The 25,779-nt window shown below is 36.9% G+C and carries 24 protein-coding genes and 1 riboswitch; of the genes, 16 read left to right on the forward strand and 8 right to left on the reverse strand.

Going from position 1 to position 25,779, the window contains the following annotated elements:
* Window positions 1–25 precede the first annotated feature (25 nt).
* The 4 genes from ACFPYN_RS00560 to ACFPYN_RS00575 all read right to left on the reverse strand — a co-directional run bounded on the left by ACFPYN_RS00560 (window position 26) and on the right by ACFPYN_RS00575 (window position 6,269).
* The gene (locus tag ACFPYN_RS00560; protein ID WP_377731928.1) at window positions 26–982 is read right to left on the reverse strand and encodes an ATP-grasp domain-containing protein; all 957 of its coding nucleotides are present in this window, start codon (window positions 980–982) and stop codon (window positions 26–28) included.
* A gap of 18 nt (window positions 983–1,000) precedes the next feature.
* A complete protein-coding gene (locus ACFPYN_RS00565; RefSeq protein WP_377731929.1) occupies window positions 1,001–2,047 on the reverse strand; it encodes an LLM class flavin-dependent oxidoreductase in 1,047 nt (348 codons plus the stop codon).
* A gap of 341 nt (window positions 2,048–2,388) precedes the next feature.
* Window positions 2,389–4,008 carry a thiamine pyrophosphate-binding protein gene (locus ACFPYN_RS00570; protein ID WP_377731930.1) on the reverse strand — a complete coding sequence of 540 codons (1,620 nt, stop codon included), beginning with the start codon at window positions 4,006–4,008 and terminating at the stop codon, window positions 2,389–2,391.
* A complete protein-coding gene (locus tag ACFPYN_RS00575; protein WP_377731931.1) occupies window positions 4,005–6,269 on the reverse strand; it encodes an EAL domain-containing protein in 2,265 nt (754 codons plus the stop codon). Before ACFPYN_RS00575 ends, ACFPYN_RS00570 begins: the two co-directional genes overlap by 4 nt.
* Window positions 6,270–6,627: 358 nt before the next feature.
* Here ACFPYN_RS00575 and ACFPYN_RS00580 point away from each other — a divergent pair, with 358 nt between their 5' ends.
* Together ACFPYN_RS00580 and ACFPYN_RS00585 are read left to right on the forward strand one after the other, a co-directional pair.
* Window positions 6,628–7,815 (forward strand): MFS transporter, encoded by a 1,188-nt coding sequence (locus ACFPYN_RS00580; RefSeq protein ID WP_377731932.1) that lies wholly within the window; start codon window positions 6,628–6,630, stop codon window positions 7,813–7,815.
* A gap of 332 nt (window positions 7,816–8,147) precedes the next feature.
* Entirely contained in the window at window positions 8,148–8,306 is a 159-nt protein-coding gene (locus ACFPYN_RS00585) for a hypothetical protein (protein ID WP_377731933.1), read from the forward strand.
* Window positions 8,307–8,370: 64 nt separating this feature from the next.
* Here the strand turns inward: ACFPYN_RS00585 and ACFPYN_RS00590 are convergent, their stop codons facing one another.
* The 3 genes from ACFPYN_RS00590 to ACFPYN_RS00600 are packed head-to-tail and all read right to left on the reverse strand — an operon-like array spanning window position 8,371 to window position 10,924.
* Window positions 8,371–9,213, reverse strand: coding sequence for a MetQ/NlpA family ABC transporter substrate-binding protein (locus tag ACFPYN_RS00590; RefSeq protein WP_377731934.1), 843 nt, complete (start codon window positions 9,211–9,213; stop codon window positions 8,371–8,373).
* Between the two features lie 15 nt (window positions 9,214–9,228).
* Window positions 9,229–9,879: a methionine ABC transporter permease gene (locus tag ACFPYN_RS00595; protein WP_377732621.1), complete on the reverse strand. Its 651-nt coding sequence runs from the start codon at window positions 9,877–9,879 to the stop codon at window positions 9,229–9,231.
* Between the two features lie 13 nt (window positions 9,880–9,892).
* Complete coding sequence (locus tag ACFPYN_RS00600; RefSeq protein ID WP_377731935.1) at window positions 9,893–10,924, reverse strand: methionine ABC transporter ATP-binding protein; 1,032 nt, start codon at window positions 10,922–10,924, stop codon at window positions 9,893–9,895.
* Window positions 10,925–11,070: 146 nt separating this feature from the next.
* Window positions 11,071–11,186, reverse strand: a riboswitch (SAM riboswitch).
* A gap of 239 nt (window positions 11,187–11,425) precedes the next feature.
* On the opposite strand from ACFPYN_RS00600, the gene ACFPYN_RS00605 reads away from it, so the two are divergent.
* The 5 genes from ACFPYN_RS00605 to ACFPYN_RS00625 all read left to right on the forward strand — a co-directional run bounded on the left by ACFPYN_RS00605 (window position 11,426) and on the right by ACFPYN_RS00625 (window position 15,430).
* The gene (locus ACFPYN_RS00605) at window positions 11,426–11,809 is read left to right on the forward strand and encodes a MerR family transcriptional regulator (protein WP_377731936.1); all 384 of its coding nucleotides are present in this window, start codon (window positions 11,426–11,428) and stop codon (window positions 11,807–11,809) included.
* Between the two features lie 44 nt (window positions 11,810–11,853).
* Window positions 11,854–13,488, forward strand: a complete 1,635-nt coding sequence (locus tag ACFPYN_RS00610) for an acyl-CoA dehydrogenase family protein (protein ID WP_377731937.1) — start codon at window positions 11,854–11,856, stop codon at window positions 13,486–13,488.
* A gap of 369 nt (window positions 13,489–13,857) precedes the next feature.
* Window positions 13,858–14,442 (forward strand): nuclease-related domain-containing protein, encoded by a 585-nt coding sequence (locus tag ACFPYN_RS00615; protein ID WP_377731938.1) that lies wholly within the window; start codon window positions 13,858–13,860, stop codon window positions 14,440–14,442.
* A 113-nt stretch (window positions 14,443–14,555) separates the two neighbouring features.
* The gene (locus ACFPYN_RS00620; protein ID WP_377731939.1) at window positions 14,556–14,786 is read left to right on the forward strand and encodes a hypothetical protein; all 231 of its coding nucleotides are present in this window, start codon (window positions 14,556–14,558) and stop codon (window positions 14,784–14,786) included.
* Window positions 14,787–15,277: 491 nt separating this feature from the next.
* Entirely contained in the window at window positions 15,278–15,430 is a 153-nt protein-coding gene (locus ACFPYN_RS00625) for a hypothetical protein (RefSeq protein ID WP_377732643.1), read from the forward strand.
* Window positions 15,431–15,482: 52 nt separating this feature from the next.
* Here ACFPYN_RS00625 and ACFPYN_RS00630 read toward each other — a convergent pair whose 3' ends face one another.
* Window positions 15,483–15,893, reverse strand: coding sequence for a hypothetical protein (locus ACFPYN_RS00630; RefSeq protein WP_377731940.1), 411 nt, complete (start codon window positions 15,891–15,893; stop codon window positions 15,483–15,485).
* A gap of 337 nt (window positions 15,894–16,230) precedes the next feature.
* Between ACFPYN_RS00630 and ACFPYN_RS00635 the strand changes: the two genes are divergently transcribed.
* From ACFPYN_RS00635 to ACFPYN_RS00675, 9 genes are all read left to right on the forward strand, one after another.
* The gene (locus ACFPYN_RS00635) at window positions 16,231–18,228 is read left to right on the forward strand and encodes an EAL domain-containing protein (RefSeq protein ID WP_377731941.1); all 1,998 of its coding nucleotides are present in this window, start codon (window positions 16,231–16,233) and stop codon (window positions 18,226–18,228) included.
* 250 nt (window positions 18,229–18,478) lie between these two features.
* Complete coding sequence (locus ACFPYN_RS00640) at window positions 18,479–19,180, forward strand: GntR family transcriptional regulator (protein ID WP_377731942.1); 702 nt, start codon at window positions 18,479–18,481, stop codon at window positions 19,178–19,180.
* Between the two features lie 11 nt (window positions 19,181–19,191).
* Entirely contained in the window at window positions 19,192–20,394 is a 1,203-nt protein-coding gene (locus ACFPYN_RS00645) for a CaiB/BaiF CoA transferase family protein (RefSeq protein WP_377731943.1), read from the forward strand.
* On the forward strand, window positions 20,395–21,303 hold the full coding sequence (locus ACFPYN_RS00650) for a hydroxymethylglutaryl-CoA lyase (protein WP_377731944.1): 909 nt from the start codon (window positions 20,395–20,397) through the stop codon (window positions 21,301–21,303). It abuts the gene before it with no gap.
* A complete protein-coding gene (locus ACFPYN_RS00655) occupies window positions 21,300–22,337 on the forward strand; it encodes a TRAP transporter substrate-binding protein (protein WP_377731945.1) in 1,038 nt (345 codons plus the stop codon). The genes ACFPYN_RS00650 and ACFPYN_RS00655 overlap by 4 nt, the downstream gene beginning before the upstream one ends.
* Before the next feature lie 14 nt (window positions 22,338–22,351).
* Window positions 22,352–22,849: a TRAP transporter small permease gene (locus ACFPYN_RS00660; RefSeq protein WP_377731946.1), complete on the forward strand. Its 498-nt coding sequence runs from the start codon at window positions 22,352–22,354 to the stop codon at window positions 22,847–22,849.
* Window positions 22,846–24,120: a TRAP transporter large permease gene (locus ACFPYN_RS00665; RefSeq protein WP_377731947.1), complete on the forward strand. Its 1,275-nt coding sequence runs from the start codon at window positions 22,846–22,848 to the stop codon at window positions 24,118–24,120. Before ACFPYN_RS00660 ends, ACFPYN_RS00665 begins: the two co-directional genes overlap by 4 nt.
* 471 nt (window positions 24,121–24,591) lie before the next feature.
* On the forward strand, window positions 24,592–25,206 hold the full coding sequence (gene pcp / locus ACFPYN_RS00670; RefSeq protein WP_377731948.1) for a pyroglutamyl-peptidase I: 615 nt from the start codon (window positions 24,592–24,594) through the stop codon (window positions 25,204–25,206).
* Window positions 25,207–25,361: 155 nt separating this feature from the next.
* Complete coding sequence (locus tag ACFPYN_RS00675; RefSeq protein WP_377731949.1) at window positions 25,362–25,721, forward strand: hypothetical protein; 360 nt, start codon at window positions 25,362–25,364, stop codon at window positions 25,719–25,721.
* Window positions 25,722–25,779 lie beyond the last annotated feature (58 nt).

The following is a 25,779-nucleotide window of genomic DNA, read 5'->3' on the forward strand; positions in this document are numbered from 1 at the left end:
ACCGCTCCTTTAATATAGTGTTTATTTAAATAGAGTAGTTCTTTTCAAGTTCGACTTTAAGTGTTTTTGCAAGTTGCAGCATGTTGTAGTGGCCGGCTAGTTTTTCAGCGTCGGCGTTGTAGTTTGTGTTCGTGTTAACGTCGTATGTGTAAATGTCCCCGTTTTTGTCGCGGATGAATTCGATGCCGGCAACTTTTATTTCGTTTTGTTTAAGGAAAGTCTCGTATTGCTCAATGATTGGTTCATTAAAGTTCTCGATAATTTGAAATTTAGGTTGAGCTGAATTTGTTTCTAGCGTCGTTTCTCCTACAGGGCAGAACAAGTCGTCAATTTGACAAGCATCTGCTGGACACAGTTCGAAACCTTCTGAAGTGTCGACTTTTACCGCATATTGAAATTTCCCATTAATGAATTCACAACGGGTGATGTAAGGTTCAGGTGCATTGATATATTGTTGGATTAAGGTGACACCATCGACGGGTTCTTCAAAGGTAGGGCCTTCTATATAGGTATGTAAGCTTTCGATTGTGTGGAATAGTTGAACGCCAAGACCTTTACCAGCACGATTATGCTTCGTGATAAATGAGCTTTCTCCTAAAGATTGAGCTGCTTTTATAATATGTTCTTTGCCAACAGCTGCAATTGTTTTCGGCGTTTTTATTCCTGAAGCTTCAAGTGCTGTGTACTGAAGTACTTTGCTTAGCTCTAGTCTTAGAGCATTACTGCCATTGAAAATTGTACGGTCATGATGTTCAAGCCACGCTAATACGGCAGACGTTAGTTCAGGTGCATAGCGGTGATTTCTCGTATGGGAAGAGGCACTCATACGATTATAGAAAATCCCTTCAGGTGGTTCCCCAGTTAGATTGACTAAGCCTTGATCAAGATGCCATTCTTCATAAGGAACTTGAAGTTCTTCCAATCGTTTCGTTAAATGCACAGTCCATTCGCTATTTTCGTGAAGTATATAAACTTTAGTCATAAAATTGTCCTCCGATAGTTAGATTAATTGTGCTCTTTTGCTTTCAACAAGGGGCATGACTTTTTTTGAAAACCGTTCCATTTCTTCGAGCTGCGGTGAAAATTGAAGTAACAAAAGGTCTAAGCCAGCTTGCTCATAAGCAATAATTTGATTGGCAATTTGTTCGGGAGTACCGATAAGGTTAGGTCTTAATCCACGATTGGAAACTGAGTAATCGTACAGTTTTACTTGTTGTTCGAGTTGCGATTTATTGACAAAGTCATTATATCCCGCGTAAGCGCTGGATTCTTTCGTATCAGTTATTCGGTTTAATTCAAGTTGTGCTTGCTCTTCAGTATCTCGACATACGATATATGCCGCCATGCCAAAGGATTGGAACGGTTCTTTTTCAGCCTTTTTTCGTAAGGATTTCATGTCGTTGATTTTTATTGTGATTTCTTCAACTGTTCCACCGTGCATAACATATGCATCACAGCCAGCAACGATGGTTTCTTTGCCACGAGGACTTTCGCCGCCTGCGTAAAGAATGGGGTTCGGTTTTTGAATGGGCTTTGGATGTAGGTGTGTATTTTCAATCGTGTAAAATGAACCTCTGTATGTAAAGACGTCTTCTGTCCAAAGTCCTTTTAGTACATCGATAAATTCTTCTGTGCGGTCATAGCGGGCGTCATGTTCAGTAAAAATGCCGCCATATTGTTTGGCTTCTTCTTCCCACCAAGCTGACACAACATTTAACGTGAGACGTCCATTGCTAATATGATCGATGTTTGACGCCATTTTAGCTGTAACTGCAGGGTTATGAAAACCTGGTCTAACAGCTACCATTATTTCGATTTTTTCTGTGACAGCCGCAAGTGCCGCTGCAGTAGACCAAGCCTCCAACGAGTCGGATTCAGGACCTTTTATATCGTTTAAGTAAAGTTCAGCGATAAGAGTTGTATCAAAGCCCATTTTTTCGCCTGCTTGTATAACTTGCTTTGCGTATTCAAAGGTGGGGGGCATGTTTTCATCTTCCACATTGCGCAACCAACCTCCGAAAATAGGTAACCAAAATCCATAACGCATAATGAGTACAACTCCTTTTTGAAGAGAAAGATAAATTAATAGAAAAATTAAATTCATTCTATTAATTAATCCTATAGGATAACTAGGTTATGAGTCAAATATAGAGATTATGAATGTAATAATTGGAGTGAAAGTAGATTTAGTTGTAAAATTTGCGTATTTAGTTGTAAAAAATGAACATTTAGTTGTAATTTTGACTGATTTAGTTGTAAAAATCTCGAGTTTAGTTGTAATTATGAAATTATGGGTCACTTAACGCAAGACAAAAAAATCCCCACAAATTTGTAGTTTGTGGGGTAAAGAAAATATTTTTATAAAGTAATTCGCCTCGTTGTGTAGGCTTAGCCGCGTTTTAGAGTAGGTGGGATTTCTTCAGGATCCACCATAATTTCGATAACGGTTGGTCCTTTGTAAGTTTGTGCAAAGACAAGTGCATCTTCTACCTCTTGTGCTGTGAAGCAACGGAAAGCTGCTGCACCTAGTGCTTCACCAAATAGGCTTAAGTTAGCAGGATATTCATAAACCGTGCCGACTGAGCGACCCAAGTTATAGCGCATCCCTTTGTCGACCATGTCGAGACGGCCATTGTTTAGGACGATAAAAGGAATTTGTAAGCCATGACAAACGGCCGCTGAGATTTCAGCTCCATGCATCATGGTACATCCGTCTCCAGTTAAGCATGCAATTGCTTGCTCAGGGTTCGCAAATTTAGCACCTATTGCGTATCCAATAGCATGACCCATTGTCCCAAAAACATCATCGGCAAAGAATGTGCCTTCTTTTTCAATGTCGAAATTTTGGATTGCATAAAAAGTATGACTACCATCATCTCCAAAAAGAATGGTCTCAGAAGTTAGATGTTTGCGCATTAGTTTGACAGCTGTCACAGCAGATATTTTTTCAGTTAAAGAGGAAATAGCCTCAAGTGTTTCTCTTTCAACTAATGATGTTGCAGCACTTTCAAGAATGGCCGGATCAAGAATGGCTTGTAAGTTAATTTTTGCATCTCCAATAACCGGCAATGTTGGAACTGGAATCGATTTACCGATGAAAGTTGGTTCTATATCAAAGTGAATAACTTGTTCTGGATACATGTTTGGTGAGAATCCAGCAAGTGTCATGTCGGTTAATTTCGTTCCGATGACAATCAATAGGTCGACACCTTCATTTAAGTAGTCAGATGCTGCTTGTGTTCCACCTAATCCAAATGGACCTAAATAACCCGGATGATCGGTACGGATGGTTCCTTTTCCGCAAGGTGTTGTAATAACTGGCAGATTGTATTGAAGTGAAAGATACTTCACTTCATCATAGGCTTGTGAAATATGCACGCCTTTGCCTAGGAATAGGAGTGGTCTTTTTGCATGTTCAAGCAAGGATTTCACTTCATTCATATACGGTGAAACCGGTTGTTCTAAGTGGGGTAACGACAATGTAAATGGTTCAATCTCTTCCATAAGTACATCTGCTGGTATAGATAAATGTACGGGACCTTTACGTCCTGTCAATGCTGTTTCAAGTGCGTGTTGGAAGTAAAGTGGGAACTGGTCTCCACGTTCAACTCTCGCACTAAAAAGTGTTACTGGTTCAAACATCTTGACAAGATCAGTTCCAAATATGCTTGAATCTTGTCCCATAGCTCGTCCAGATTCTTTGACAGAAGGGTGTCCTGTTATAAAAAGTACGGGTAAGTTAAAGGCTTTAGCTTGTCCCGCTGCAGTAAGCAAGTTCGTGCCACCTGGTCCCGAAGTGCCGATTGCAACACCCAGTGAATTGTTTTGTCGTGAATAACCGCCTGCCATAAATCCAGCGCCCGCTTCATGTCTGCTTAGAACGAATTCGAGGTCGTTCTTCTCCATAGCTAGTAGAAGAGGTACGACGGCTTTACCTGGTATTCCGAATGCGTGAGTGACTTGGAAAGATTTTAAATGTTCGACAAGGATGGTAGCAATTGTTTTCATAGTTGAATGACACCTCTAGTTGAATTAAATTCATATTTTTTTTCAATATCGTTTGCGGATAAGGGTTTACTAAAATAAAAGCCTTGTATTTCATCACATTGCAAGTTGCGAAGGAACTCGAGTTGATCCTTTGTTTCAACACCCTCAGCAATAACTTTTAAATTGAGCGCATGAGCTATAGAAACAATGGCACCAACGATTTTTGCGTCTTTTGGTCCGTTCAACATGTCTCGAACAAAACTACGATCGATTTTCAAACGGTGAATATGGAAATTTTTCAAATAATTTAATGAGCTATACCCCGTTCCGAAATCATCGATGGCTATTTGGATACCGATATCATGCAATTCTTCCAAAACCGAAGTAGAACGAATGACGTCCATCGTCATAGATTCTGTGATTTCAAGTTCTAAACATTGCGGTGTAAGACCGGTATCGAGTAAAACTTGTTTTACTTTATCTACAAGTTTTTGTTTTAAAAATTCTTGTGGAGACAAGTTGATCGATAGCTTGAGTGAAGTCATGCCTTGGTCATGCCATGATTTCATTTGTCTACAGGCATTAATAAGAACCCATTCACCTAAATTGATCATTAATCCCATTTCTTCTGCAAGAGGAATAAAATTATCTGGCGGAATTAGTCCAAGTTGCGGATGATTCCAGCGCAGTAATGCTTCCATTCCAATTACTTGATTGGTACTCAAATCAATTTGTGGTTGATAATGTAGGACAAGATCATTATTTTGAATGGCTGTTTCAAGCTCAGATTCGAGCGTCAGCTTTTGCAACGACTCTTCAGACATGTCTGAATTGTAGAAACAATAACCATTTTTACCTCGGTCTTTTGCTCGATACATGGCATTGTCCGCATGAGAGAAAAGGGTACTAATATCTGAACCATCATTTGGATAAATAGAAATGCCGATACTCGTACTGATATGAAATTCAAGAGTTTGAATGACAAATGGTTTACGGACAACTTCAATGATGTCATCTGCAATCTGTTTAAGATTTTCGATGGTGTGGAAATTAGTAATGACAATGGTAAATTCATCGCCACCCATTCGAAATAGTTTCCCTTTATCGCGGATATACATGTTTAATCGCCGAGCAATTTCAATTAGTAAAGTATCTCCTTTTGCATGACCAAGCGTATCGTTAATTAATTTAAAGCGATCGAGATCCAGTAAGAAAATAGCAAGAGAAGTGTCATTCGATATGTGAGAGTCAAGAATTTCATTTACATAATTATGGAAATAACGTCGATTAGGAAGTTCTGTTAATTCGTCATGGTGAGCGTGTTGTTGCATTAAAAGTTGGTTTTCATAACGTTCAGTGATGTCTCGAAAGCTTAATACTGTGCCAATCAAATATTTATTTACACTATAAATAGGTCGACCATCAAATAAACAAATAGTCTCTTTAGCGGAGTTAGCTTTCTTGAAAATGACCTCTATATCCGTAAAGCTATCTTTTGAATGGATGATTTTTTGTACCCACTCTCCAACAACTTCTAAGTCTTGTGATGAATCCATTAATACGTCTTTTCGTTTTAAGCCAGTCAGTTTTTCTGCATAAGGATTAAATTCAGTAATACGTCCAAATTGATCTGTTAAAACCATTGCTGTATGGGAAGATTCAGTCACCACTTGATTTAGAGCATTTAAGTCTTTATTTTGTTCGCGAAGTTGTATTTCACGCTCTATACTAGTTCCAACTACAGATAGTAAAGAGAGTAGTAACGGATCCTTAAAACTTATATCTGTCATAATTGAAACTGTGCCAATCGTTTTATTTGTCCGGTGATCTTTAAAAGGGACTGAATAACAAGCTGATTGGGAAAGGAAGTCATGGTAATGTTGTGTACCGACAATTTCAATAGCGCTATTATTATCAAGAGCAAGGCTAATGCAGTTTGTCCCACTGTATTGTTCGATAAATTGGATACCAGTTTTAAAACCGAGATGCTCAATTACATTTTTAATCGTATTATCGCCTTCAATATACATAATGACACCTTGACTATCAGTTAAAACAATAAGCAATGGTGTCCCTTTTACCATTCCTAAGAATTCGGGAATGAAAAATTCGACAACATCTAAAACTTCTTTGTTGTCTCTTTGAATTAGTTTTAACTGTGTTGGTTCTATTAAAATTGGATCAGGTACGATGTTTGGATTTAATCCGATGGTTTTACACCTTTCGTTAGATGCATCAATAAATTTAAGAACTTCTAGTTGGGAATATTCTTTTCTTGCCATTCGAATCACCTCGTTTAAATCATATTTAGTGAAATTATAGGGAATATATTAATTATATTACTTTTTATTACTATTTTTTTGGATTATAGTAACGATTACTTACCATTAGTATAGTTGATAAGAAGTCCTTTTACTTGTGAAATATCTGATTTTATCATTTTATGTCGAAATAGCTCGATTTAGGTCACAGGTATATCACTTATATTGGTAATTAACCCTTTTAATGTAATCCGATACTAAGATTCTATGGCGGAATTATACATATTTATTTTACGGTGTCTTAAATCAAAAATGTTGACTGTAGGTTAGGATTTAGGTTTAGATAGTTAAAGTGTTTATATAGAAAGTAGGATTTTGAATGTTACCAGAACAAAAAAAGAAAATTATAGTATTAATGATTAATATGTTTATTGCGATTGGGAGTTTTGGGATTATTATTCCGATTCTACCAGCGTATTTGGTGTCAATTGGTGAGGGCGGGATGGCAGCAGGATTGATGATTGCGATTTTCGCAGGAGCTCAATTTGTCATGTCACCGATTGCAGGGAAGTGGGCAGATCAATTAGGGCGCCGGAAGATGATTATCGCGGGTCTTAGCGGATTGACTGTTTCCATGTTTGTCTTTTATTTTTCCGACTCCATATGGGTGTTATATTTGTCTCGTGTAATAGGTGGAATTGGGGCAGCACTATTAATTCCAGCAATTTTTGCGTATGTCGCAGATATTACGACAATGGATCAACGTGCGAAAGGGAATAGTTACATTTCAGCTGCCATGTCGCTAGGGATAGTGGTTGGTCCTGGGATTGGTGGATTTTTAGCAGACTATGACTTAAAACTTCCCTTGCTAGTATCGGCATTGGTATCGTTAGTATCAGTCATTTTCTCAGTTATTGTTTTGAAGGAAAGTAGGGAAGTATCGCCTGAAACGGGTGGCCCAATTGAACAAGAACCGATGCTTAAAAAGCTTGCACAATCTATTCATAAGCCTTACTTTATTCCATTGATCATCACGCTCGTCATGAGTTTTGGGTTAATGGCATATGAATCTGTGCTCGGATTGTTTGTTGATAATCAATTCGCTGCAACACCTAAACAAATTGCGGTGATGATTACGTCAACAGGAATTGTAAGTGTTGTCATGCAATTATTGGTTGTAGAGCGTCTCGTTCATCGTTTTGGAGAAGGTGTCATTTTGAATGTCTTTATTTCGGTTACAGCCGTATGTTTCTTCCTATCATTATTTGCTTCAACGTATGTACTATTCTTTATGATCACTTTAGTGGTGTTCCTTTCCACGTCTATATTGCGACCCGTATTGAATACGCTCATATCGAAGCTTGCTGGAAATGAACAAGGGTTTGCGATGGGCATGAACAATGCGTATATGAGCATTGGAAATGTCATAGGGCCTCTACTTGCTGGTGTTTTGTATGATGTAAATATCTTATATCCATTCGTTCTAGGATTTGTTGTACTAGGAATCACTATAATGGTGAGTATGGTTTGGCAGAAGAACAAAAAAGGTAAATTGTTTATGGAGTGATTTTCTGGGAGTGGTAGGTAGTTGTGATATCACGATTCATGTTGAAATCGGAAGAGAAAAGTTCTTGAATGGACCCACCAGCTGTCACTTTGGTGGGTTTTTCTGATGGGAATTAGAGTGAGCGATTGCTCAGTTGGAAAATATGCGGCTCAAGTTGGAAAAAAGTGAAGCCAAGTTGGAATCGCGAAATTCTGGAAGCTCGAGCGTATGGTGTCACCAACAGAAAAGGCTGTTGGCGGAGCCAATAGCACTAATCAGGGCTTTACTCGTCATATTTAGAAGTGAAAAGTTCTTGAATGGCCCCACCCGCTGACGCTTTGGTGGGTTTTTTGATGGGTTTTATTGTGAGCGAAGATTTAGCTGTAAAATTTGCTTGTTTAGTTGTAAAAATCGTGGCTTTAGTTGTAATTTTGAGTGATTTAGTTGTAAAAAACACGACTTTAGTTGTAATAGGAAAATTATGGAACACGAATCGAAGCCAAAAGCAGTAATATGAACTTAAAAAAAGGGCGGCCGAGATTGTATCTTCGGCCGCCTTCCTTCTATATAAAGAGGTTATTTCCAAGAGTCTTTGTAGTTTAAAAGTTCTTCAAGTGAGACGAATGTTGGGATTGAGCTACCTTTATACTCTTCGATGATGAATTTTTCAACTTCTTCTGAGTGGTAAATTTCAACCAATTGTTGTAATTCTGGGCGATCAGCGTCACCTGTTTGTGCGGCGATGATATTGATGTATGGTTTCGCTGTTGCACTCTCATGGAATAGTGCTTCATCTAATACTAAGTCAGCTTCTACAGCAAAGTTGTTGTTGATGATCGATGCGTCGACATCGTCAAGGAACCGAGGTGTGTTACCTGCTGCGACTGCTTCAATTTTTAAGTTTTTCGGGTTATCTTTAATTTTGTCGATGGCACCAATACCTTCAAAGTCGTCTGTTAACGTGATTAATCCAGCTTCTTGAAGGAGAAGTAGGGCACGGCCGAAATTTGTTCCTTCGTTTGGTAGAGCTATGGTTGCGCCATCTGGCAAGTCTTCAAGTGTTTTGTGTTTTTTCGAATAGATACCCATTGGTGCGATAACAGTTGAGGCAATTGCTTCAAGGTCTAATTTTTGATCTGCTTTAAATTCGTCAAAGTACGAGATAGTTTGAAATGCGTTGGCATCAATTTCGCCTTCTGCTAATGCGATGTTTGGTTGGATGTAATCGTTAAATTTGACGAGTTCAATTTCAAGTCCTTTTTCTTTTGCGATTTCCACGATGTAATCCCACGTGCGTGTGTCTCCGCCGCTTACGCCAACTTTTACTTTGTCTGAGCCTTCTGCGCTACCTTCTTCATTGCCACAAGCTGCTAATAAACTTAATGTTAAAACGATCAAAACCAATACAAATTTCTTCATTTTCCCTACCTCCAGTTATCTTCTTCTTATTTGTTTTGAAACCAGGTTTCCAGTTGATTGTAATAATTGAACGATAATGACGAGTGCTGCCACGGTGACGATCATGGTCATCGTATCGAATCGTTGATAGCCATAAGTGATGGCTAAGTCACCGACTCCTCCAGCTCCAACTGCACCGGCCATAGCAGATGCACCAACTAAGCCAATCGTTGCCGTGGTGAAGGTGAGAATAAGAGAACTTAAGCCCTCTGGAATTAAGAATTTAAAGATAATTTGTGGAACAGTAGCGCCCATGGACTGAGCAGCTTCAATAATTCCTTTGTCGACTTCAAGTAAAGAGTTCTCGACAAGTCTCGCTATATAAGGAGCTGCGTAAAAGACAAGAGGGACGATTGCTGCAGTGGTCCCAATGGCAGAGCCGACAATCAATCTTGTCAATGGAATAATGGCAACAAGTAGAATAATGAACGGTACCGAGCGCAAGATGTTGATGACCGGATTTAAAATGTTGAAAATCCACTTGCTGTCCAAGATATGACCTTTTCGAGTAATGACAAGCAAAATACCGAGTGGCAGACCGATAAGTGCTGAAAATAATAGGGATATGGCGACCATATAAAGTGTGTCACCGAAGCCTGTGAGTAATTGTTCTGCTGTTATTTCCATGCCCCAAAGTGTATTACTCATTATTTAAATCCACCTCCTGAACGATAAACCCATCGTCTTTTATGTAAGTTAAGGCTTTGTGAATCTCCAGTGGTTCACCAGTTACTTCGATAATCAAGTTACCAAAAGGCGTTTCTTGAATTTCAGAAATATTAGCAGAGAGTACGCTTAAGTGAACATCGTATTTCTTAGCGATGGTTGACAGCAAAGGCTGACTTGATGTGTTGCCCACAAAATTAATTTTCCAAATGATTGGATGCTTATTTGAGACCGCAGCATTTTTAAGGACGCTTTGTGGAATTTCATCATGAATGACTGTCCGCACAAAGTTTTTAGCGATTTCGGTTTTGGGTGCTGCAAAAACTTCAAATACGGAACCTTGCTCAACGACGAGACCGCCTTCCATCACAGCGACTTTATTGCAGATTTCACGAATGACGGACATTTCATGTGTAATGAGTAGGATGGTGATATTGTATTGTTGGTTAATTTTTTTAAGCAGCTGCAATACGGCGCTTGTTGTTTGTGGATCGAGTGCTGACGTTGCTTCATCACATAATAGGATGGATGGGTTAGTTGCAAGTGCACGGGCAATGCCGATTCGCTGTTTTTGACCTCCAGATAATTGTTCTGGATAGTTTTTTTCTTTGTCAGATAAGCCAACAAATTCAAGCAGTTCTTCAACACGTTCTTTAATGATTGTTTTTGGTGTTCCTAATAATACAAGCGGGATGGCTACATTGTCGAAAACGGTTTTGGAATTAAGTAAGTTGAAATGTTGAAAGATCATGCCGATTTTTTTCTTTTCTGCTCTCAGTTGTTTTGGTTTCAAATCAGTTAATGGTTGGCCATCAACGAGCACTTGCCCAGTTGTTGGTCGCTCGAGTAAATTGACGAGGCGAATGAGTGTGCTTTTGCCGGCGCCACTGTAACCTACAACTCCAAAAATGTCTCCTTTCTCTACAGTTAGGTCGATACCTTTTAATGCTTCAACTGTTTGTTTTTTTGTTTGAAATGATTTTGTTACTTGTTGAAATTCAATCACGTAATGTCGCCCCTTTCTTTGTCATGCTCGTTATCTGAGACAGGAGGTGGACAACAAAAAATGCCCCCTCTGTCGATAGACAGAAGAGGCATACGTATGCAAAAGAAATGCGGACATAAATCCACAGAAAATTAGCTCGAACACTCTTCTCATCTATCGAACAAATAATTGTCCGCTGGAATTAGCACAGTATTTTTACAAAAAGTAAAAACCCGCTGCTGAGGTATCATAGGGCCAGGCCCTCCACATCTCTTGATAAGAATTAACGCATATTTAATTATGTTGTTCACTATATATCTAATAAAAGAGCCTGTCAACTAGTCGTTTAATAGTCGGAATAGACAGAAAAATTAGTGGTATTTTTAGTGAGATAAAGAATTGTATGCTGAATTAGGGAAGGGTATGTTAAGTTTGAACGATTTTATTTTTGTTAAAAAAACTTGAAGTTAACGTTAGCGTTAATGATAAAATACATAAAAATAGCTGACTGAGGTGTTGGGTTTGAAAAGTATTGCCGATATGGCGCGGGAGTTTGGGCTAACAACACGAACGATTCGGTATTATGAGGAACTTGGTTTGTTGAAGCCGCAGAGGACGGATAGCAATATTCGAGTGTTTGGACCAAGGGATTGTGCGAAATTGAAGCTTATTGTTCGAGGAAAGCAGTATGGTTTTAATTTGGAGGAAATTAAAGAAATGGTGTTGTTGTTTGATCAGGATCGCAGTGGTTTAAGGCAATTGGAACGGACGATTGAGTATGGCAATAATCGTGTGGCACAAGTTGATTTAAAGATTCGTGAATTGCAGGAGATGAAGTCGGAAATGGAATTGTTGCTACATCAGTTTACGGAGAAGTTAACCAACTTAAAGGGGAATATGCAATGAAAGTGCTTGGTACCTTTAAATCTTTTGAGAGAGTGGGAGAGTAAATGACGCGTCGCAATTTTTATTCTAATGATGAAACTTTGCAAACGATTTTGAGACATGGGCTAGAGCCGGAGATGTTCCCTTATGCGCAAAAGGCCTTACTTGAGTTTGGAGAACAAGTCGCCAATGAAATTGATGAGCGTGCGAGGCATACAGACCGTGAAGGCGAACCGAGGTTAGTGAAATTCGATCGCTACGGTGAAGATGTTTCTGAAGTATGGGTCAATGAAGGGTATAAGAAAACTGTGAATGAAACATATGAGACAGGCATTGTAGGGTATGTGCACAAGGAGATTCCTGAACTCGGAAGCAAGGGAAACTATATGTATAGTTTTGCACAAGGTTATGTATTGTCACAAGCGGAAGCGGGCTTTTACTGTCCAGTAACGTTAACGATGGCAACTGCATTTTTACTGGAACAGTATGCAAATGACGAACTGAAAGCGCAATTCTTGCCACATGTGTGTGCAACTGGTGATGTTGAATTATTTGAAGGTGCTACATTTTTGACGGAGCGACAAGGTGGATCGGATGTAGGGGCAAATGTTGTGAGGGCTGTTGCAGATGGCGGTCATTTTAGACTATTCGGTGAAAAATATTTTGCTTCGAATGCTGGAATGGCTGGTGTTGCTATGGTCCTTGCCAGAATTGAAGGTGCCCAGGAAGGTTCAAGAGGATTGACACTTTTTGCGGTGCCTTTGCGACGTGAAGATGGTACGTTAAACGGAATTTCAATTCGCAGATTGAAGGATAAGTTAGGTGTTCGAGCTGTCCCTAGTGGAGAAGTAGAGTTTGACGGGGCACTTGCGTATGTAGTTGGAGACAAAGCTAATGGTTTGAAATATATGATGGAAGCCTTAAATTTATCCCGCATTTGTAATGCTGTTGCGTCTCTTGGGATTATGAGACGCGCTTTAAATGAAGCCACCGATTATGCACAACGGCGAGATGCGTTTGGGCAAAAACTAGTGGCCTTTCCAATGGTTCAGGACACATTAGGGAAGTTGACAGCCAAAATGGAAGTTGAGCTAACAACCGTGTTTGATTTAATACAGTTATATGATCGTATGGTTGCCAAAGTAGCCAGTGATGAAGAAATCATATTAAATCGTTTATATATTGCTATTTTGAAAAAAGAAACAGCTGAACAAGCGATTCTCTTTGCTCATGAAGCGATTGAAATGCACGGTGGTAACGGCTATATCGAAGATTTTGTGACACCTCGATTGCTGCGAGACGCACAAGTCTTAACGGTTTGGGAAGGCACCGCAAATATTTTGGGGTTGGAATTCGTGAGATTAGTGCGGAAATTTAATGCACATACGATATTTATCAAGACAATGAAAACGCGTCTACAAAAAATACCAACAACATCATTGAAAACTATTGTTCATAAGGTATTGAGCGAACTTGAAAGTGACTTGCGGGTATTCGTTGAATTACATGAAGACATGCAAACATTTGAAGCTAAAAACTTAGCAAAGCGTATGGCACTCGTTTATGAAAGTGTCGTGGCATTAGAAATGGCTGAAGCTATGGGGAAGCGCATGACCATTTTAGTGGACATATATTTAGAAACGACATGGGGATTGAGAAAACTAGGGGATCCAATGAAAACTTGCCAACTCTATAAATGAGTTGGCAAGTTTTTTTGCTAGTTAATCTAAATTTTTAAGAAATATGGTTTTGAATTCGCCTAAGAGTTAAGTGATTTCAAAAAATATTGGAGAAATGTCTTAATTGATAGGCATATGTACACTCAGATATATTTAATATTTAGAAGGCATTTTAGTATAAAAAGATACCACAAATTACCTTTTTGTGAGAAAATAGTCTAAAATATAAAAATTCGAGGTGCATATGCAAATCCTGCTTATTTTACTAATTATTGTGTTAGCTAGCTTAAAAACTCCAAAAATCAAAGGGTATATAGGGGAGTTGGGCGTGAGAATAGTATTAAAGAAGTTGAAAAAAGAAGAATTTGAAGTTCTTCATAATATTATGCAATGAAAGACGGAAAGACTACTCAAATAGATCATATTGTTGTGGGACAGACAGGAATATTTGTAGTGGAAACTAAAAATTACAAGGGCTGGATTTTTGGTTCTGAACACAGTAAGTTCTGGACACAAACGATTTATAAAAGTAAAAAACGATTTCAAAATCCAATTCATCAAAATTATGGACATATCAAGTTTTTAGAACATCATTTGCAAGATTATTCAGGTCCCTTTTATTCAGTAATTGCGTTTAGCGATAGAGGTACGTTAAAGAAAATAGATATTAATTCTGAAGGTATACATGTAGTGAATACGTTACATTTGTTGAGAGTCATTCATTCGAAACCGGTGAAAGGAATGTCGATCGATTCAGTTCGCAGAGTAGCTGAAATGATTCGTAATGCAAATTGCATGAATAAAAAAGCTTCAAAAATTCATGTGCAAACGATACAAAAAAATCAACAGATTTTAAACGATAAAATTAGCCAAAATATTTGTCCCAAATGTGGCAATGATTTGATTGAGAAACTAGGTAAAAACGGCAAATTCATTAGTTGCAGCGATTATCCACGGTGTAGGTATGCCAGTTGATGGATAACTGAAATTTGTGTAGTTTAGAAATACATAAAAATGTTTGAAAATTATAAAAATAGGTAATTAATACCTAATAAATATATCTTATGTAATTAAGGGGCGTTTTCAGGATGTCAGCATCATTTTCACAAATGAAAATTAATAGTGATGAATTTAATTGGAGAAATGAACAAGGTTTGTTAACGTATAATAATTTACCTGCCATTATTATATGGAATCAAGGATTAGAAATATTAATGATGTCAATTGATGAAATTGCAGGTGAAGAGAAGACTAATGAGATTCTTACAGCATTCGGAAAACGTTTAGGAGTTATGGTTAGTCAATCCTATTCTGATTGAACAGATTTAGATAATATATTGATTGAATTTAGTGATTTATACCGTAATGCAGGCTGGGGAAATGCGAAAATAACTACATTTTCTAAAACAGAAAAAAGAGTCGTTATCGAAATACATCATAGCTGGGAAGAAAGTGTGTTTAAGTCGATTAATAAGGAACAAGAATGTGTTTTCTTGCAGAGTTTTTGGATTAGTTTAATACGAGATCTTATGAAAGTGAATATGAGTTATACCATATTGAAAAAGAGTGTAAATGAAATTAAATTTGATGAGATTCAGATGTATACGAATGAGTAATTTTAAGTCTGTAACAGGTGCAGTTGTAAAGTGAATTCCTATATTCTTCTGTGAAGATCAACTGAATTTGTTGCTCTCTAATTTACACCACTTATGACAAAAGTAAAATAATTTAATTTTCTTGTTATAAGTTTGATGATTCGGGAAAAACCTACTATGACATGAACATTAAATATTGAGAGGTGGGTGTGAAATTGATGGAGCGACATGATGAGAATCAATCGACGAGCAAAAAAGAGAGTGAAAAAATTCAAACACAAGAAAAATTAAGTAAAGAACAGAAAGAAAAACTTCAAGTGCATGACGGTCAAAATAATCACGATGTAGACGAGCGTGGCGGATTTTAGGTTTAACCATAAGAAAAACCGTGATCCCATGGAATCACGGTTTTTCTTATGGTTAATTTGGCGGGATTCTACTGGCATTTTCTTGTTTTGCAGGTGAGTCGTTATTATCTTCTGGCAAAGATTCTTTGGATTTTGGTGAAGGTTTTTGCTGAGATTTTGGAAATGCATGTTTTGCTTCTGATTTAGAATCTTTACTTTGTACCTCTTCGTTATAATATCGAACGCTCGTCATTGAACCTTCTTCAACCATTCGATTATCATCTGGATCGTTGGGGTCAGAAAAGCCTGCTTTGGTCATTTGCGATTGATTGATACTTCGAGAGTCCATGAATGAAGATACTTTAGTCATTGTATTTTGCATGGTCATTTTTGCCTTGTCTCTATTCTCCCACTTTTGAAAATATAAATAGGTCATTGCAGCAAGTCCACCAAATAACAAAGAACGTTTATTTCCTCTTAACATTGTCATTCCTCCATAATATAAATATTTATTTATTAGTGATACCCATCTCGAATGGTATTCACACATTGAATTAATGACTCTGTTTTTATAATTTAAATAATGGAAATAGAAAGGAATACTCCATTTCAAATATGATAACAAACATTTCGAGTATAAATATAAGCATTTGAAGAATATGGTAGTTGTCTTTACACCTGTGTAGTTTGAATCATGTTTCCTCTGTTTATATATATTTAACTAATACAAAATGACTAATAAATCGAAAATATTGGTATTATTTGCGAATTATTATGATAAAATGAGGAAAAAGAAATTGTCGAATTATAGGAGATAATACATGAGTGAAATTCAAAATACCTTACATTCAATATTGGATACGTTAGATGATCAAGTTTCAGTCATTGATCATCGGGGTGACATTCAATTTATCAATAAATCCTGGAAAGAATTTTTTTTAGAAAACCAGGTAGATTTGCTGGCTGTTTCTGAAGGAGATAATTATTTCGACTGTCTTCAACATCAAAGCCCCACTATGTTTGAGGGAATGATGGACGTACTTACCAATAAAACAGACGAATTTGCGCTCGTTTACTCCAGTCATGGAGTAGAATATGAGCGTTTCTTCCGCATTAAAATAAATCGTTGTACCTTGCAAGAAAAAGATTGTGGACTGATTGTCGTTCATCGAGAAGTTACAAATGAAATTCATTCTGAAGCGATTGTTGTTGATGTATTGGATAGTATGACAGATGGATTTATTTGCTTAAATAAGAGCTGGGAAATAACTCAATTGAATCGCGTTGCTTTAAAGTTATTGAATATAAAGAATGAAGATGTTCTGAATAGAAGCATTTGGGATGTATACCCTGAGGCTATAGATTCAGAGTTTCATATACAGTATAAAAGAACGATGTCTGAAAAAATCTATATTACCTTTGAGTCTTATTTTGAAACACTAAAAAGTTGGTTTGAAATTCATTCTTACCCAAGAGGTGATGGTGGGATTTCCATCTACTTTAAAAATATTAATTTGCAGAAGGAATCGGAAATTCAAAAAGAGGTATTTGAAAATACGGATCGTCTTACGTTATTACCGAATCGGAAAGCAATGAGTAAAAAAGTTGATCAAGCAATAAAAAGCGGCACTACTTTTTCTATATTGTATTTAGATATCAATGGATTTAAAAATATTAATGATTTGCATGGTCATGAAATGGGAGACGCTGTATTATTTAAAATTGCTCAATTACTAAAAAAACTTATCACACCTTATGGTACACTTTCTCATTTTGGAGGCGATGAATTTCTTGTTTTTATAGAAAATAAATCTCGTCCTGTAATTGAACATATTGTGGATGAAATGATCCATGCGCTTAAACAACCGATTGAAATTGACGTGAATCATAGTTTCGTAGTAACGGTTAGTATTGGAATTAGTGAATTTCCTTTAAATCTAGTGAATGTGAATCAATTAATAAGTGCTGCAGAAACTGCGATGTACCATGCAAAAGGACCGAGACATAGTCACTTTCGTTTTTATGAAGTGAATATGACAGAAGATTTATCGAGACGATTGACCATCGAACAGTCTTTACATGGAGATCTTTCAACAGAGGGAATTTACTTTTTATTGCAACCCCAATTGAATGGTAAAACTAATGAAATGGTAAGTTTTGAAGTATTATCTCGATGGAATCATTCTGAACTGGGTCAATTATCTCCCTTGGATTTTATTAGTGTGATAGAAAATAGTGGAAATATGTTTAAGTTGACTCGATACTTAATGGAGGAAATATTTTCAACAGTGTCAAGATGGAAAAATGAATTTGGTTTCAATAAACGTGTGTCTATCAATGTAACGTCATCCTTACTAGCAAATGAGTTATTTTTTGAAGATTTGTATGAACTCCTTGAAAAATACGCTATACCTCATGACTACATTGAACTTGAAATAACAGAAGAAACACGCCTTGTGACTTCCGCTCAAATGTTGAAAAACATTCAAAATTGTCGTGAAAAAGGTGTGCATTTAGCAATAGACGATTTTGGAACCGGTTTTTCTATGCTTTCATCACTTACTCATTTCCCGATTGATAAAATCAAAGTGGATAAGTATTTTATTCAACGAATTGGAAATGACTCCCAAACTGAAGCGGTCTTAAAATCAATCATTCATTTATCAAAAGCACTACATTGTGATTTAGTAGCAGAGGGTGTTGAGAATGAACATGAATTTCAATTCTTAATGGAACAGGGCTGTCACTTTTTCCAAGGGTATTATTTTGAGAAACCCATTTCAATCGAAGATTTTCAAAAGACTTATATTGAAAAATAAATCAGTGAACTTAAAAAACATATAGTTTATTTGCTAAAAACAAAAACCTTTCACTTCATGTGGAAGGTTTTTTTACATTGAAATTCTTTGAAGAATTGCTTGTCCTTTATACCCTCAATGATAAAGAAGGATAAAAAAGCAACAAAATTATGTTGTTAAGCAAAATATTATTAGAAAAATGTATAAATAATTAGTTTTGAAAAATGATTGACGATTTAAAGTATTTTGATTATTCTTACATAGAGAGAAATTGTATACAGTCGACGAAATTATAAAAGAGGTGATTATCATCGTACAAGTTGTAAAAAAGAGAGCTACTTTAAAAACACAAGTTTATGACTATTTAAAAGAGTCCATTATCATGGGTGGTCTTAAACCAGGTGAAAGACTGATAGAAGAGAAGATTTCAGAAGAGCTACAAGTAAGTAGAAGTCCGATTCGTGAAGCAATTCGGATGTTGGAAAAGGATGGGCTTTTACTTGTAAATTCATCAGGCGGAGTAACTGTAGTAGAATCATCAATTCAAGATTTCAAACATTTATATGAGTGTCGTGTAGAAATGGAACCGTTAGCTGCATTTTATGCTGCACAGCGAAGAACACACGAGCAGGTGGAGTTGATGCGCACATACTTACTTCAAATGGGGAAAATATCTGAATCAAATGATATTAAGAAAGTACATGATGCCAATGTGAATTTTCATGAAACGATTATTTCTTCAAGTGCCAATCCGTTTCTCGTTTCAATGATTTCTCAGCTTCGTGGTGTTAATAGTTTTTACAGGAAATCCATACTTGAAGAAAATCCACTCCATATGGAACATGCCATGCATGATCACCAACAAATTTTCCAAGCAATTGTCAATCAAGAACCAGAAAAAGCGAAGCAATTAATGAAGGCTCATATTGAAAGCGATTACATCCAGTTTATAAAACATAGTTCAAAATCGTAGGAGGATTGAGAATGTCTAAAAGAAAACCGTTAGATGGTATAAAAATACTGGAATTAGGCAACTTAGTTGCCGCTCCTTTTGCCGGTAAAATTCTGTCTGAATTTGGAGCAGAAGTAATAAAAGTTGAAGAACCAACGAAAGGTGATCCACTTCGAAATTGGCGAGTCATGCACAACAACACATCAGTATGGTGGTACGTGCAATCAAGAAATAAAAAGTCTATTACAGTAAATATGAGAGATCCTGAAGGTCAACAAATAATAAAACAACTTGTTGAAAAAGTAGATGTAGTTCTCGAAAATTTTAAACCTGGAACTTTAGAAAAATGGGGTCTTGGTTTAGAGGATTTACAGAAAATAAATCCATCAATCATCATGACTCGAGTTTCAGGCTATGGTCAAACTGGTCCGTACCGAGAGAAACCTGGATTTGGAAGTGTTGCAGAAGCTATTGGTGGACTTCGTTACCTAACTGGATACCCAGAATTACCGCCAGTCAGAGTAGGAATTGCACTTGGGGATTTGGTTGCTGGGTTATACGCTGTCATTGGTACACTCATGGCACTTCGCGCAAGGGAAGAAGATCCACAAAAAAGAGGTCAGCTCGTTGACGTTGCACTATACGAGTCAGTCTTTAGTCTATTAGAAGGAATTCTCCCAGAATACGACTTAACAGGTGTAGTAAGAGAAAGAACTGGTAGTACTTTACCTGGTATAGCCCCCTCAAATACGTATGAATGTGCTGATGGAAAGCATTTAGTTATAGGAGGAAACGGTGATAAAATTTTCCAACGTCTGATGACAGCAATTGGCCGAGAAGATTTAGCTAATGATCCGATTTATGCTAGTAACCAAGGTCGTGCTGATAATGTAGATTTAATCGACTCAATTATAGAAGAATGGACGAAAAGACATCCTTTGAAAGAAGCACAACGAATTTTGGATGAGGTATCAGTTCCTGTTGGTCCTATATATGGAATTAAAGAAATTGTAGAAGATGAGCAGTACAAAGCGCGAGAGATGTTACAGGAAATTGAATTGCCAGATGGTAAAAAAGTTTTAGTACCAGGTGTTGTACCTAAGTTATCTGAAACACCAGGAGAAATTAAGTGGAGCGGGCCAAGTTTAGGTGAACACAACGAAGAAATTTACACAGAGTTTATGAATTTCTCCTTTGAAAAGTTTAAAAAACTGAAAGAGCAAGGAGTTGTATAAATGGCAGATGTGAAAATTATTGATGTGAGTCCAAGAGATGGCTTGCAAAATGATCCGAATATGGTATCGACTAATGACAAAGAAAAATTAATAAAACTTCTCTTAGATGCCGGTTTAACATCTATTGAAGTGACTTCATTTGTTCATCCAGACAAGGTTCCACAAATGGCTGATGCATCTGAAGTTTTGAAAGCGGTTGCGAAGTTTGAAGACTTGAAGGCTATTGCACTTATTCCTAATTTAAAAGGATACGAACGTGCTAAGGAACATCAACTAACCGAAGTTAACTGGGTTAGCTCTGCAACTGAGACGTTTAACCAAAAAAATATAGGGTTAACTATCGATGAAAATTTTAAGCAGTTCGAATCACTTCAAGCCATTGCGAAAAAAGATGGCATTAAAACATGCTTTTCAATCGCCGTTAGCTTCGGCTGTCCATATGAAGGGGAAGTGTCTGAGGAGAACGTTTTAGATTTAGTGAAACGAGTGAAAGGGGCAGGAGCCGATCGAATTGGGATAGCAGATACGATTGGCATTGCGACACCTGACCAAGTTGAACGATTAATGAGAAAGGTGCTAGAAATTACTGGTGATACTCCTGTTGCGATTCATTTGCATGATACAAGAGGTCTTGGATCGGCAAATGCATACGCTGCATATCAGGCGGGAGTTAGGATATTTGAAACCGCAGTATCTGGTATCGGCGGTTGTCCATTTGCTCCTGGGGCAGCTGGCAACTTGGCAACAGAAGACTTAGTGTATTTATTTCACCGCATGAACATTAGCACAGGTTTAGATTTTGATAAATTGCTTGATGCAGCTGATTATGCCGCAAGTCTTTCATCAAAAAATCCGTTAGGGCGCATTAGACATGTTGAAAGAAAACAACCAAGGGGGAAATTAGCATGAAAAAATGGATGAAATTAATCACGTTCTTAATCGTTTCGACTTTCTTATTGGCGGCATGTAATACAGAAGAACCTGAAACAAAAGCAGTAACTGGAAGTGGAGATAGTGATAGTTATGAAGAAACCACTATTCGTTTAGCCTATAACTTACCGCAAGATCACCATATTGCAAAAGGGATTGAACAATTTGCTAAAGATGTTACGGAAAAATCTGATGGAGCAATAAAGGTTCAAGTTTATCCAGCAGGTCAATTATTAACTGACAAAGACATGAATCAATCGATTTTATCAGGCGGGGTGGAGATGGGCGTTAACTCTTCAACTTTATGGGCAAGTACGGTTCCAGCAATGGGCATTTTTGATGTTCCCTACATCTTTACTACTTATGAAGAAGCTGGTGAAGCTATAAATGGAGAATTTGGTGATAAGTTACGTTCTGCTATGGAAGAAAAAGGTGCCAAAGTCTTAATGTTTGCTGATTATGGATATGCACAATTTGCAAATAACAAACGACCGCTTGAGTCACCTTCCGACTTTAAGGGATTAAAAATTCGTAGTATTGGCGATATCCCATCTGAAATGATTAAAGCCTACGGTGCTTCGCCAGTATTCATGGGTGGAGGAGAAGTTTACATGGCTCTTCAACGTAATACAGTTGATGGTGCTACATCTGGAACAACTGCAATGGTGCAACGCAAATATGATGAAGTAGCAAAATACTTGACGATAAATAACTACGCTTACTTGGAATTTATCCTAGCTGTGAATCAAGACTACTGGAATGGGTTACCGGAGAAATCACAACAATTATTGACTGAAACTGCTAAAGAAACAGAGGATTGGATTCGTCAACAAGCAAAATCTGAAGATGAAACAACTGCTAAACAACTAGAAGAAAAAGGTATGGAAGTTTACGTAGTACCTGAAGAAGATCTACCAGAATGGAAAGAAGCAGCTAAACCAGCATGGGATGCATTTACAAAAAATTCAGGGGATTTGGGCAAGGAACTTCTAGAAATAGTTGATCAGCAGTAAGGGGGAAGTTCAATATGAAGTCACTTTACAGTTTTTTCGATGTCCTTATTAAAATGGGAGCATATATTTCTGGGCTATTTATTATCGCAACAACTTTCATGATATTTTTTGAAGTAATTTCTCGCTGGCTATTTAACAAACCAACTATTTGGGCAACAGAATTGTCCATATATGCGATTATTGGTAGTTGTTTTTTCGGAAGTGCATACGCGGTTCGAACATATTCACACATAACTGTTGATTTACTAATTAATAATGTGAATGATCGATTAAAAACATTACTAGCCTATTTGTCGAATGCATTAGGTTTAGTGTTTAGTTTAATTTTTACCTTTTATGGTTTCCACCATGCGCTTAATACCTTTGAATTAGGTGTTACTTCTGCATCTTTATTACGTATCCCAATGTACCTACCGGAATTAATGCTTCCGGTAGGGGGTGTACTACTATGTCTTGCCTTTACTTTGCAAATAATTGATGGCGGAATACATAGGGGAGGAGAACATATATGAATATTTTCTTTGCCGGTGGTCTGGGCACCCTATTATTGCTAGGACTTCCAGTGGCATTTACACTCGCTTTCTTAGCTGTAGTGGGAATGTATATCTTTAATGGTGGATCATTAGCCTTTATGCAAGTTCCCATAATTTCGTATAAATCGCTCGATGACTTTTCATTAACTGCTTTACCCATGTATGTATTGATGAGCCAAATATTATTAGTTAGTGGAGTAGGCAAAGATCTCTATGAAATGGCAAGCCGATGGTTTAGACATTTACCAGGTGGCTTAGCAATTGCAACCTTATTTTGCTGTGCTATTTTTGCAGCCATTTCTGGTTCGAGTGTTGCGACAGCAATAACAGTAGGATCCATAGCATTACCTGAGATGGTACGCCGTGGATATAATAAAAGACATGTTTTAGGTTTACTTGCAGCAGGTGGTACTTTAGGTATTTTAATACCACCGAGTGTTCCAATGATTATTTATGGCTCAGTAACAGGTGAGTCGATTGGTAAATTATTTATCGCAGGAATTGTACCTGGCCTAATCTTGACCATTTCTTTTATGGTATTTGCTTCTTACCAAACACGCCATATTAAAGATACACCCGCTACATGGAAGGAACGGTTGGACTCAACTAAAACTGCAATTTGGGGACTAATGTTACCAGTTATCGTAATAGGGGGAATTTACACTGGTATTTTCACACCAACTGAAGCTGCAGCTATAGGAGTTGTGTTTAGTTTTGCCATTTCAGCTATTGTCTATCGTAATTTGAACTGGGAAAACTTTAAGAAAATCATTATCTCAACAGTTAAAACGAATGCAATGATATTGTTCATTATTGTGGGAGCAATGTTATTAGGATACATAATGACGATATTACAAATCCCACAAACCATTACTGCCTACGCGACCGAACAAGACATTTCCCCATGGATAATTTTTATCATGATTAATGTTGTACTATTAGTTTTAGGTATGTTCCTAGAAACAATTTCAATTTTAGTCATCACTTTACCTATCTTATATCCAATTATTATTGCCTTAGGTTTTGATCCAATATGGTTTGCGATAATAATGGTAATAAACATGGAGCTAGCTTTAATCTCTCCACCAGTAGGTTTAAATTTATTCGTATTAAATGGAATTGACCGAACGAATACAATTGATGAAATTGTGAAAGGTGTAATACCATACGCTGTTATTATGGTATTAACAATTGTTCTGTTATCCGTATTCCCTGAAATTTCAACGTTCATGATTAAAGATGTAGATTAATTTAAGTGATTAAAAAATAGATTAGAAAAGAGCATCCTAAGTTTAGGATGCTCTTTTTTGGCTAAACTCTTATTCTAGTTTTTAAAGGTTATTTCTTCTCATCATATTGTAAAACAGAGAAAGAAATTCAGAAGTAGAAGATGGCATGATGATGGTTCTAGGTAGTAGAGATCTTCTTCCGGAAACAGTTGATTTTCTAAATGGAAGCATTCGATTCTCCTTGTCGAAATGTGTTGTGATTGCTCACAAGGATTTATTATAGGTAGTATTTTCCTGTAAAGCAACAAAAAATTACTATAAAATTAATGTTTATATCATCTGAATAGTAAATATGATGAAAATATTTAGTTAATTTGAATTAAAGGATAAGATTGAAAATTTCATGAGTCATTTTCATGAATTGTATTTATTTTACGATAATTCACACAATAGGTTACAATTATCCAATTAAATGAAGGTGAGGTGGATAATATGCAAACTTTATTAGTAACAGGTTTCGAACCTTTTTTATCATTCACGGTAAACCCGACCATGAAAATAGTGGAAGAATTAGACGGACAACAAATTGGAGATTTTCAAATTGTGGGCAAGACGATGACAGTGGATTTTAAGTCGTCAGGCAATCAGTTAATCTCGTTAATAAAGGAATTTAAGCCGGATGCGGTTATTTCATTGGGTCTTGCAGGGGGACGTACAAAAATTACTCCTGAACGAATTGCCATAAACGTTAAAGATGGAGATGCAGATAATGAAGGACATGCTCCGATGGACGAATTTATTCAGCAAGGAGGTCCTGCAGGATATTTATCAACACTCCCAATAAGATCAATGATAGAAAAATTAAACGAACTAGGTTACCCTGCATCGATTTCAAATACAGCCGGCACATATTTATGCAATAACGTCATGTATGAAGGACTTCACTATATACATACAAATAAGTTAGACATCCCTTCAGGGTTTATCCATATACCTGCGTCTCATGAACTTGCCATACAACATGGAAATATACCAAGTTGGTCAAATGAAGACTTAAAAAATAGTATTTCTACATGCATTTTAGTGCTATCAAATTCACTTAAATAGCTAGGAGCTCATGCGTGAAGTAGATGCTAATCAAAGAAATGGTCTCAATTCGTAGCTGAATGAGGCTTTTTTTTAGTTTGCGAAATTAAATGGAAATAAATGTGAAACTTTTGCAGGAATTATAAAGACAAATGATAAAAGGGAAGGAGTGAATAATGTTGAAATTGCTAGTAGCATCAATCTGGATAAGCTTAATTTTTTTAATAGTTGGATGTTCCGCTACAGAAGTTGCAGTGAATGATTCAAGTGAAGATAGTTATGAATTAGTAAAGGAAGCTGCGTGGGAATTTGTTGAGGTAAAAGGGTGGAATCAATCAGCTAAAGGAAATTGGCGAGATGCAAAAGTGGAAATAATAATTACTGATCAACGCTATGAACTATTAAATACTCAATATGAAGGGAAAGAAGTAGCTTCTGTTTCTTTTCAAGATAAAGACAATGTTGTAGTTGGTACGCCATTAATATTAGTAGACCTTGAAAGTCATGAAGTAGTTGGCTATATGCCAAGTGAATAAATTTCGGTTTGCAAAAACCTATTTTAATGAGTATTCTAGTAAGAATTAATAAGAGATA

The organism is Paenisporosarcina macmurdoensis, from assembly GCF_042658845.1.
In the GTDB taxonomy this organism is placed as follows: Bacteria; Bacillota; Bacilli; order Bacillales_A; family Planococcaceae; genus Paenisporosarcina; species Paenisporosarcina macmurdoensis.